Origin of the sequence: Streptomyces coffeae, from assembly GCF_016741875.1 — a bacterium.
Taxonomy (GTDB): domain Bacteria; phylum Actinomycetota; class Actinomycetes; order Streptomycetales; family Streptomycetaceae; genus Streptomyces; species Streptomyces coffeae.
This window is the reverse complement of record NZ_JAERRF010000133.1, coordinates 1-1,141: the sequence shown is the minus strand read 5'-3', so window position 1 is coordinate 1,141 and position 1,141 is coordinate 1. Positions and strand designations below refer to the sequence as shown.

1 protein-coding gene is annotated in these 1,141 nt (G+C 70.0%); it reads left to right on the top strand.

The window, feature by feature from the left end; genetic code table 11:
- Positions 1-25 precede the first annotated feature (25 nt).
- Positions 26-1,141: acyltransferase domain-containing protein (locus JK363_RS41295; protein WP_307822119.1), on the top strand; the 1,116-nt coding region annotated here is incomplete at its 3' end.

Below are 1,141 nucleotides of genomic sequence, written 5' to 3'. Positions count from 1 at the left end.
GACCGCACTGGCCGAGGGCAGGGAGGTGGCGGGTGTTCTGGCGGGTACTGTCGCCACCGGGTTGTTGGGTTTCCTGTTCTCGGGACAGGGGTCACAGCGGCTGGGCATGGGCCGCGGGCTGGCTGACCGGTTCCCGGTCTTCGCCGAGGCCCTTGACGCTGTGCTGGGCGAGTTCGACCCGGCGGTGCGTGAGGTGATGTTCGGCGAAGATGCCGATGCGCTGAACGAGACCGGAGTGACCCAGCCCGCGTTGTTCGCGGTCGAGGTGGCGCTGTTCCGGCTGCTGGAGTCCTGGGGCGTCCGACCCGACATGCTGGCTGGGCACTCGATCGGCGAGCTGGCCGCCGCCCACGTGTCCGGTGTCTGGTCACTCGCCGATGCCGCCAAGGTGGTCTCGGCACGTGGTGCGCTGATGCAGGCACTGCCGTCAGGTGGCGCGATGATGGCGATCCAGGCCACCGAGGCCGAGGTCGCGCCCGAGTTGCCTGACACCGTGGGAATCGCCGCGGTCAACGGGCCGACATCGGTGGTCGTCTCCGGTGTTGCTGCCGACGTCGAGGCCGTTGCCGAGCGGTGGCGTGAGGCGGGCCGGAAGGTGACGCGTCTCCGCGTCAGTCACGCGTTCCACTCGCCCCTGATGGACCCGATGCTGGACGAGTTCCGCGCGGTGGTCGAGGGAATCGAGTGTGGTGAGCCCGAGATCCCGATCGTGTCGACGCTGACGGGTCGGTTGGCCACCGCCGAAGAACTCGCCTCGCCGGAGTACTGGGTGCGGCACGTGCGCGAATCGGTGCGGTTCCACGACGCGGTCGTGGCGCTGCGCGAGCAGGGTGCCGATGTGTTCGTCGAGATCGGGCCGGGTGGGACGCTGGCCGCTCTCGGTCTCGGCAGCGCACCCGACGCGGTGTTCCTGCCCGCGTTGCGTGCGGACAGGCCCGAGGAGCTCGCGCTCATCACCACGATCGCCGCGTTGCATACGCAGGGCGTGGCGGTTGACTGGACCGCCTACTTCGCGGGCAGCGGGGCCCGGCGGGTCGACCTGCCGACGTACGCCTTCCAGCGCGAGCGCTACTGGCTGGACATGCCCGCCGACGAGCGCGCTGAGCGGATGTCTCCGGTGGAGTCGCGGTTCTGGGAGGTC